Source organism: Eggerthella sp., assembly GCF_048329335.1.
Taxonomy (GTDB): Bacteria; Actinomycetota; Coriobacteriia; order Coriobacteriales; family Eggerthellaceae; genus Eggerthella; species Eggerthella lenta.
This window is the reverse complement of the sequence record NZ_DBFEGU010000322.1, coordinates 1-8,941: the sequence shown is the minus strand read 5'-3', so window position 1 is coordinate 8,941 and position 8,941 is coordinate 1. Positions and strand designations below refer to the sequence as shown.

At 60.7% G+C, this 8,941-nt stretch carries 6 protein-coding genes; 4 read left to right on the top strand and 2 right to left on the bottom strand.

Features of this window, described 5'->3' with window-relative positions; all coding sequences use genetic code 11:
• Window positions 1–27: 27 nt before the first annotated feature.
• Together ACMO6A_RS10155 and ACMO6A_RS10150 are read right to left on the bottom strand one after the other, a co-directional pair.
• Window positions 28–1,341 (bottom strand): DUF4038 domain-containing protein, encoded by a 1,314-nt coding sequence (locus ACMO6A_RS10155; RefSeq protein ID WP_117778723.1) that lies wholly within the window; start codon window positions 1,339–1,341, stop codon window positions 28–30.
• A gap of 208 nt (window positions 1,342–1,549) precedes the next feature.
• Complete coding sequence (locus tag ACMO6A_RS10150; RefSeq protein ID WP_418471195.1) at window positions 1,550–2,977, bottom strand: PTS transporter subunit EIIC; 1,428 nt, start codon at window positions 2,975–2,977, stop codon at window positions 1,550–1,552.
• A 489-nt stretch (window positions 2,978–3,466) separates the two neighbouring features.
• Here ACMO6A_RS10150 and ACMO6A_RS10145 point away from each other — a divergent pair, with 489 nt between their 5' ends.
• The 4 genes from ACMO6A_RS10145 to ACMO6A_RS10130 all read left to right on the top strand — a co-directional run.
• Window positions 3,467–4,804 (top strand): prolyl oligopeptidase family serine peptidase, encoded by a 1,338-nt coding sequence (locus ACMO6A_RS10145; RefSeq protein WP_418471194.1) that lies wholly within the window; start codon window positions 3,467–3,469, stop codon window positions 4,802–4,804.
• A 261-nt stretch (window positions 4,805–5,065) separates the two neighbouring features.
• Window positions 5,066–6,577: a nucleoside hydrolase-like domain-containing protein gene (locus ACMO6A_RS10140; protein WP_418471193.1), complete on the top strand. Its 1,512-nt coding sequence runs from the start codon at window positions 5,066–5,068 to the stop codon at window positions 6,575–6,577.
• Window positions 6,578–6,910: 333 nt separating this feature from the next.
• Window positions 6,911–7,648, top strand: coding sequence for a DUF4428 domain-containing protein (locus ACMO6A_RS10135; protein WP_022094560.1), 738 nt, complete (start codon window positions 6,911–6,913; stop codon window positions 7,646–7,648).
• 24 nt (window positions 7,649–7,672) lie between these two features.
• On the top strand, window positions 7,673–8,941 hold a 1,269-nt coding region (locus ACMO6A_RS10130), incomplete at its 3' end, for a hypothetical protein (RefSeq protein ID WP_418471192.1).

The window sequence follows — 8,941 nt, the reverse complement described above, 5'->3', positions numbered from 1 at the left end:
TGGGTTGTAAATGTTGGAGAAGAGCCGTTAGCGCCCGGGGGCCAGGATCACCAGAGCGTCGTGCTCAAAGGGATGCTGAGCCACGCGCACGGTGCCGTCACCGTTATCGCGGACGGGCAGCTTGGCGATGCGCTTGTCCTCCATGTCGAGGACCGTCGCCGTCCAGCCGCGCGCGCCGTCGAGCTTAAACTTGAGCGCCGTGGTGCGCGGCAGGTACGTGACGACGCGATCGCCAACGCGCGCCACACGAATGGCCTCGCGCGCGTCATCGAGCAGCTCCTGCGCCGGAACCACGGCAAGCGCGTCGTCGGCAGCCGTGGCACCCAGGCCGGCAAGCACATGCTCAATCGCGCCAAAGTCCCACACGCCCGCAAACTGCAGGCACTCTTGCCAGCGGAACGGCATGTCGAAGCCCTCGCCCAGCACCGAGCCTTGGCTGCGCGATGTCTGCCAGTTCCAAACGCCGTGTGCGCCGTAAGTTACGCCGGCACTGGCGCCGGCAAGAATCGACGACCATACGCTCGCGCGGCAATCCTGCGCGGTGAAGCGCCAGTACACATTGCGCGACGCACCCATCTGCTCGTAACAAGGCTCAGAGTTGACCATCGGCTTTTTAGGGTAGTTGGCGATAAAGTCCTGCGGCAGACGCCATGCCTCGGGCTGGCCCTCGTAGTTGTGGCCGGGCTGGAACATATAAAAGTCCAGACGGTCCAGATACTGCGCCGGAATGGTGCGATTGGCGCGGTTGATATGCATGGTGCGCAGCGCCTCGGGCGCGCGCTTGACGACCTCGTCGAGCGCGTCCTCGTAATAGGCGATCGCCTCGTCGCCGGCAAAGTCGGTATCGCCCGTCACCACGTAGACGGGGTTGAACTCGCCCAGGTTCTCGACGACGCGGGCAACGTGGGCACGGACCTCCTCACGCGGCATAACCTCGGCGCCGCAACGCTCGGCGATCTTGGCACCCCAGGTACCGGGCACGTAGTTGCACCACATAAGCACGAGCGCCGGACGGATGCCGTGCTCGACGGCAGCACGGCACATGGCGGCGGCGCGGTCCCAATATGCCTGGTTGGGACGGGACCAATCAAAGTGCACTCCGTCCTCGCTGGCATAGGGCCAAATGCCCAGGTCGGGGCAGCAGCGGTCCCACTGCGGCAGCGTGTTGATCTGCAGCACATTCATGCCTTGCTCGGCACGGCGGGTCAGGTAGTAGTCCCAGTCATCCTCGGCAATGCTCGTAAATGCGCTCCAGCACGTATCGGCAAACCAAAAGAACGGTTTGCCCTCGCACAAAAAGCCGTCCTGGCGACCGTTGACGGTCAGCTTTCCCAAACTCATCTGCATGTCCTTTCGTTTGATAAAGGATTTGCGAACCGCCGGGGGCTTTCGCGGTAACCCCGTGCGAAAGCCCCTGCCGCTTGGCAAACCCTTGCGGGCGAATCCCGTCCGCCCCATCAGTCTACCTTGCAAGAAGGGCCCCGCCGGGCTTACGCCTGACGGGGCCCTGTCGTGTAGGTGAGGTCATATGTGACCGAACGGTTTGGCCTTAGGCCTCCATCTCGGCGAGTTCCTCCTTGGAGAAGCCGCAGGCAAAGACGACGGCAGCGGCGATGACAAAGGAGATTGCCATACCAACGATAGCCCAGACGGTGTTCATCTGGCCACCCTGCAGGTAGTTGGTGAAGACCAAGAAGTTGGACGCACCGCCTGCGAGGTAGTAGTTAACACCCATGAGGCCGGAGAACACAGCGCCGATGGCACCGCCGATGAACATGCCGAGCATGGTGCGACGGAAGCGCATGAGGATACCGAAGAGCGCAGGCTCGGTAACGCCGCCGGCGATGGCGGAGATGACGTAACCGATGGCAAGGGACTTCTCGTCGGGGTTCTTCATCTTGAGGAAGGCACCGAAGGCGCAGCCCCAGACAGCGGCCATAGCGCAGTTGGTGGAAACGAAGACGAAGGGATCGTAGCCGGCGGCGATGATCTGAACCTGAGCGAGCAGGATGACGGGCATGTGCATGCCGCAGACCACGAAGAGCTGCCAGAAGGCACCGAGGACGGCCATGACGATCAGGATACCGATGCCGCCAAGGTCAGCAAGGCCGAAGAGGGCGTTAGCGATCAGCGTACCGATCTCGTTGCCGATCGGGGCGAGAACGATGAAGGCGATGGGGATGGTGACGATCATGGTGCAGAACGGCGTGAAGACCGTGGAGAGCACGTCGGGCATGACCTTCTTAAAGAACTTCTCGATGAAGTAGAGGACGGGCACCGAAAGGATGATCGGCAGGACGGACTGCTGATAGTTGGCAGCGGCGATCTGGATGCCGTAGACGGAGATGATTCCGCCGCCCTCCTGGGTGGCGACGCTCACCACGGAAGGAGCCATGAGGGCGCCACCGAGCAGCATGCCGAGCACGGGGCTGGCGCCGAGCTTCTTAGCCGCGGCATAACCCAGGTAGATGGGGATAAAGGTGAACGTGGCCTCGTACAGCGTGGTGTAGAGGAACGTATAGGTCGGGTCGTCGGCCGAGAGCACACCGAGCATGGTGGGGCCGAGGACGGCCGCGATGGTACGGAACAGACCGCCGGCCATGAGCAGCGGGATGAGCTGGGTCATGGAGCCCGACAGATAGTCAAGGATGATGTTCGGCAGGTTCTTGAGCTCGAACTTCTGCTTGGAAGCATCGAGGTTCTCGTCGACGGCGGCACCCTGCTTGACGCCGGAGATGGCGACGAACTCGGCGAGCACCTTGGGCACGTTCTGGCCGATGATGACCTGGAGCTGGCTGCCGGCGAACTGGCATCCCAGAACACCCTTGACCTTCTTGATCTTCTCCACGTCGGCCTTGTTGTTGTCTTTGAGCGTCAGACGCAGGCGCGTCATGCAGTTGGTGGCGACGGAAACATTCTCCGCACCGCCCACGAGCTCGAGGACATCGGTGGCAATCTGCTTGTTATCTACTGCCATGGGACCCCTCCCCATATCTTCGTGTGCCAGCCCCCTTGGGCTTAGGCACGCCTTTGGCCCGGTGACTATAACCCCTTACGGTTGCCGGACCCTTGGATACGCTTTTGTAAACAAGGTGTTTACTGAACGTTTACGGGCTTTAGTTTACACGGAGCGCCGAATTTATGGCAATTTTGCCGTCTACAGTCCGGTGAACGGTAGGAAATCGGGGGTGAACGTATTTGAATGGCGGGAAATGGTCTCTTTGACCTTCTATTGATATATAGCCATTTACGTGGGATTTTTTTTGATGAACACCTCACCGATCTGTTAACTCATCAACAGAATCCCTGCTAGAAGCTAGTAAACATATGTTTAGTAGCTCACGACGTGTTCAATTTTGCCGTTTACCGAGTTCATCTGGTTATTCTTCAATTCTAGATTACACTAAACATGTTTAGTTTGTATTGCCGCAGATGCCAGGCATTCGCGGCGTAAGGGAGGCAGCTCATGGAGCTCAAATTGTGTACCTACGCAACCGTCACCACCTTGGGCGACTTTGGCCCCTGGATCAGCAAGGTCGTACTCGACCTGCCCTGCACCGTGCGCGCCAACGACATCGACGCGAACACCTTCCATATATATGTAGAGCGTCACGAGCGCTCGGGCGAGGTTCTGATGCGCAAGGAGCGCGGCGCCGACCATGCCGCGCCCTCCGTGGGTTACATCGACATTCTCGCCGCATATCCGTGCGACGAGAACGGACGTAAGCTCGCCGTGGGCACCCATGTGGCGCTCGAGGTCGCCGAACAGCGCCTGACCAAGACCATCGAAGGCGGCGTCATGGGCTCGCGCATGCTCGATGACCAGCTGCGCATCACGCAGCTCACAGCTCTTCCCGGCAACGACGGCGACGATCCCACCTGCGGCCTGGTCTTCGACACCTGCCGTGGCGATATCTGCCCCGCGCTCAAAGGCTGGAGCAACGCCACGCAAAAGACCGCCGTCGACGGCATCGCGCTTGAATACGGCTTCTTTGAGCCCAGCTTTAAGGCCGAAGACTCGGCATGCTTCAACCCCTTTGCGCCCGAGGCGACGGTCGTGCCCCAAAAGGCACCGCTCGTGGTGTATCTGCACGGCGCCGGCGAGGGCAAGGGCGCCACGCAAGGCGAAGGCGCTACGCGCGCCTATATCGGCAACCGCGTGACGGCCATTAGCCAGGCGCAGATCCAGCGCTACTTTGGCGGCTTTGCCTGGGTGCTCGTGCCGCAGTCGCCCACGTTTTGGATGGACAACGGCGTCGAGCAACTCGGTCGCTCCAACCAGAGCATCTACTCCTCCGTGCTCAAGGCGCTTATCGACGAGTTTGTCACCGAGCATGCCGACCGCATCGACACCGACCGCATCGTGGTCGCCGGTCTTTCCAACGGCGGCTTTATGACCCTGCGCCTGTGCGCCGACTACCCCGATTTCTTCGCCGCGGGCCTTCCCTGCTGCGCCCCGTGGTACAACGCCACGGACAAGGACGTGGCCGCGCTCGCCAAGACGCCGCTGTGGTTTACGCACTCCAAGGGCGACGAGCTTGTGTCACCGCAACAGACCGTGCTGCCGCTCACGGCGCGCCTGCGCGATGCCGGCGCCAACGTGCACCTCACCTACTTTAGCCATGTCGAAGACCTGACCGGCGTGTATCGCGAAGCCGACGGCTCGGCCAAAAAGACGTTCAACCACGGCGTGTGGATCCACCAATTCAACGACCTGTGTTATCAAGACTTCGACGGGGGCAACGTACTCATCGACGGCGAGCCGGTGGGCTGCTGGGAGTGGTCGGCCAGGGTCGGCCGCTAAGCCCTCCCATCGCGGGGGCCGGGGTTTAGTCTTGCAAACGTCCTCGGGCATGCATGGGCTGGCGCTTTGCGCTTCGCGCTGCGCCTGCCCATGCCCCCTGCGGAATGTTTGCAAGACTAAACCCCGGTCCCCGCTGCGTTGACGTTGCTGTGACCCTGGCCGGCCGCTTCTAGCGGGCCGCCGGGTCGGTGGCGATGGGGCGTGGGTCCCGTCTTGCCTTGCGCGTAACTGGCTGAATTGATTTTGATTGGAGCTGTTCCTATGTCCCAGAAGTTGACTCGAGTGATTGTTACCACTGATATGGAAGTCGATGATATGAACTCGCTTGTTCATTTGGCTCTGTATCTCAACTTGCTTGATGTTCAGGCTGTGGTGTATACGGCTTCGCAGTATCACTTTCTTGGGGATGGGGTTCATACGCTCGGCGAGGTGAATTCGCATTGGCGGACCAAAGGGCGTCGCTCTTATACCTGGGATGTTGTGCCTCATGAGCCCGATCCGCTAGCCGGCGAGCTTCGTGAGTATCGTCCGTTTCCCGAGCATTGGATCGAAAGTCTTTGGAGCAATGAATACGCCCAGGCTTGGCCGCAGTTGCAGGCAAATGCGGCCGCTGCCGGTGAGCCGCCGTTTCCCACGCCCGCCCAGATGATCGAGCGCACCTTTGTGGGAAATGTTGCCTTTGAGGGTGATGTGACTGAGGAAACCGAGGGGTCTCGCGTAATTGCGCAGGCGATTTTAGATGATGATCCGCGTACGTTATGGTTGCTCAGCTGGGGTGGCATGAATACTATCGTTCGTGCCCTCATGAGCATTGCCGAACGTTATCGTGCCACGCCCGAGTGGCCCGCCGTACAGCAGCGGGTCTATCAGAAGGTGCGCGTGATGGGCGTCGCGGACGGCGTAGGGCAGGATAACTCGTGGCTCGACCATGGGCGCGAGCTCTTTCCCGAGCTCATCTTTTGGCGTACGCCCTATATGTATGGCAACTATTTCGACGCCAAAACAGCTCAGCCCGATACGCTGCCGCTGTTTAAGGCTCCTTGGCCTGAGCGGAATCTCACGCAGGACAACGGACCCCTCATGGCACGCTATATGCTCTATGGCGATGGTAAGGTCTACGAAAACGAGCCCGAGCGCTTTCAGTTTGGCAAGCATGCCCGTCTGGATTGGGGCCTGGAAGGCATGCCCGCGGTACAGTTTGAGCGCGGCGACTTTATGGCCGAAGGCGACAGCATGACCTATATTCCGCTGCTTCCGTTTGGCCTGCGCGGTATCGACGACCGCGACTTCGATACGCTGCTGGGCCGCATGTTTCTTGATGGACACCCCGATGCGAACGCGCCCACCGGTTTTGCCGCCCTCGGCACGCCCTCAGACGACAATCTCAATCCCTATCTGCGTGCCTATCAGGAAGACTTTGCCGCCCGCGCGCAATGGTGCGCCCATGATCCGGCCATCTGCTCGCATCCGGCGCATGTTGTCGAGGTCACGGCCGACCGCAGCGCCGCAGCCGGCGAGCGCATCGACCTTGCGGCGACCATCGTCGACCCCGACGGCAGGGGCTTCGATGCGCATTGGGATGTCGCCGTAGACCCGTCGAGCTATGCAGGCGTCCAGGATCTGTCGCTGTGGCAAGAATGCACGGAGGATGCCACTTTCATCGTGCCCGCCGACGCACGACCCGGCGACCGCTTTGTGCTCACCCTCACCGTGCAGACGCGCGCCGAGCGCCCCTGCACCCGCTACACCCAGGTCGCCGTGACTGTGGCATAGCAAGGGCGACGCCCACATTCGACAAAGAGTGTCCCCAGGCGCCAAACGAGCGAGGATTTTTGGACACCCAAATGACGAGAGTGGATAATCTCCCACTTTGAGCCTGCACACAGGCCAAAAACGGGAGATTATCCACTCTCATTCTGTGGCACTCATTGGGGACGTACTTAAATGAGTAGTTTCACTCATTTAAGTACGTCCCCAATGTCTAGTCAAAAAATGGGCCATGTGTCCCAGTTGTGGAGACTCGTTGAGCCGTCTGGGTATCGTGAAAGGCTGCGCACTCCCCCATCATCAAAAGTGACACACGCTACCAGTTGATGGGAGGCAGCCATGGGCTTCTTTGACAAGATGTTCGAGAAGAAAGAGTGCGCGATTTGCGGCACCGAGCTGGGACTTCTAGGTAAGACAAAAATCAATGAAGGCTACCTGTGCAAAGAGTGCGCCGGCAAGCTCTCCCCCTACTTTCACGGCTATCGCTCCAGCACCGCGGACGATATCCGCGAGCAGCTCGCCTACCGCGAGGCCAATGCCGAGCGCCTGGCGTCGTTCAACCCCACGCGCACGCTTTCTGCCGGGCGCACCAACATCATGCTCGACGAGGACGCGGGCCTGCTGATCATTACCTCGCAGAGCCGCTGGCGCGACGCCAATCCCGACATCATCGAGTTCTCGCAGGTACTCGGCTGCGATATGGATATCGACGAGCATCGCACCGAAATCTATCGCGAGACCAAGGACGGCGAGCGCGAGAGCTACAACCCGCCGCGCTACGACCTGGATTACGACTTTAATCTGACCATTCACGTCAACACGCCGTACTTTACCGAGATCAACCTGCGCGTAAACGACTCCACCATCGATCAGCGCGGCTCCATCGAATACCGCGAGGCCAAGCGCCAGGCAACCGAGGTCCGCGACGCGCTGGTGCAGCTGCGCCAGGAGACGCGCGACAGCGTCGTGGCCGCCAAGGCCCCCAAGACCGCGGTGACCTGCCCCTTCTGCGGAGCCACCACCATTCCCGATGCCAGTGGGCGCTGCGAATACTGCGGCGGCGCCATCGGCGCATAGCCTCCGGCACGGAAAGGACCGATCATGGCCTTCGAGAGCGTTAACTATCAGTGCCCTGCCTGCGGTGGTCCCCTGCATTTTGCCAGCGCCGAGCAAAAGCTCGTCTGCGACTACTGCGATTCGCGTTTTGAAGTCGAAGAAGTCGAGGCACTCTATCGCGAGCGCCAGGACAAGGCAGATGCCAAAGCCGATGCCGCAGCCGCAGCTCCCAAACCTGCTGCCGACGACGCAGTGCAGGAGCTCGCCCAAAACGCCGGCTACATCTGCTCGTCGTGCGGCGCCGAGCTCGTGTCCGACGGCACCGTCGCCGTCACCACCTGCCCGTACTGCGGTAACTCCGCCGTGGCGCCCGGCCAGCTCTCTGGCGACTTCTCGCCCGACCTGGTGATTCCGTTTAAGCTCGGGCGCGACGACGTCACGGCCGCACTCAAGGAACACTACAAGGGCAAAATCTTGCTGCCCAAGAGCTTTGTCACCGGTAACCACATCGACGAGGTCCAAGGTGTCTACGTGCCGTTTTGGCTCTACGGCGCCCGCGTTGACGGCGAAGTGTACTTTGACGCGACCAATGAGACCGTGACCGAGGAATCCGACCGCACCGTCACGACCACCGACCACTACGATGCCTATCGCAAGGGCAATATCTCGTTTAAGCGCGTGCCCGTCGACGGATCGTCCAAGATGCCCGACGGCCACATGGACGCCATCGAGCCGTTTGACTACGACGCGCTGCGTCCGTTCTCGGTCGCATATATGCCCGGCTACATCGCCAACCGTTACGACGAGGACTGCGAGACCTGCAAGGCGCGTGCCGAGCGCCGTATGGAAGAAAGCACGATCTCGGCCCTGCGCGAGACTGTCGTCGACGAATACGACGATGCCACGGTCGAAAGCAAGCAGCTCGACTACACCTGGGAAGACAGCGACTACGCCCTGTTCCCCGTCTGGATGCTCTCCACCTCGTGGAACGGCAAGAGCTACCTGTTTGCCATGAACGGCCAGACCGGCCGCTTGGTCGGCGAGCTCCCCTGCTCCAAGCCCAAGCTCGCCATCGCCTCGGTGCTGTTCTTTGTGATCGGATTTGTCCTCTCCCAGATTCTCTTTATGGGCGAGAACGCCTTCGATCCGGATTACCTCGCCTTTGATATCGAGGGCATCCTCATCAACATCATCGCGCCGCTGATCATCGTGATTATTGGAGACGTGCTACTGGTAGGCCAGCTCAAGACGGCCAACGAGGCCACCCACGCCGACGCGTACTGCGGCGAGCTCGACCTGACCGAGAAGCACGAC

Excerpts from the sequence above, each read along its gene's own strand:
- ACMO6A_RS10155 (WP_117778723.1), bottom strand. The coding sequence starts at position 1,341 with ATGAGTTTGGGAAAGCTGACCGTCAACGGTCGCCAGGACGGCTTTTTG.
- ACMO6A_RS10150 (WP_418471195.1), bottom strand. The coding sequence starts at position 2,977 with ATGGCAGTAGATAACAAGCAGATTGCCACCGATGTCCTCGAGCTCGTG.
- ACMO6A_RS10145 (WP_418471194.1), top strand. The coding sequence starts at position 3,467 with ATGGAGCTCAAATTGTGTACCTACGCAACCGTCACCACCTTGGGCGAC.
- ACMO6A_RS10140 (WP_418471193.1), top strand. The coding sequence starts at position 5,066 with ATGTCCCAGAAGTTGACTCGAGTGATTGTTACCACTGATATGGAAGTC.
- ACMO6A_RS10135 (WP_022094560.1), top strand. The coding sequence starts at position 6,911 with ATGGGCTTCTTTGACAAGATGTTCGAGAAGAAAGAGTGCGCGATTTGC.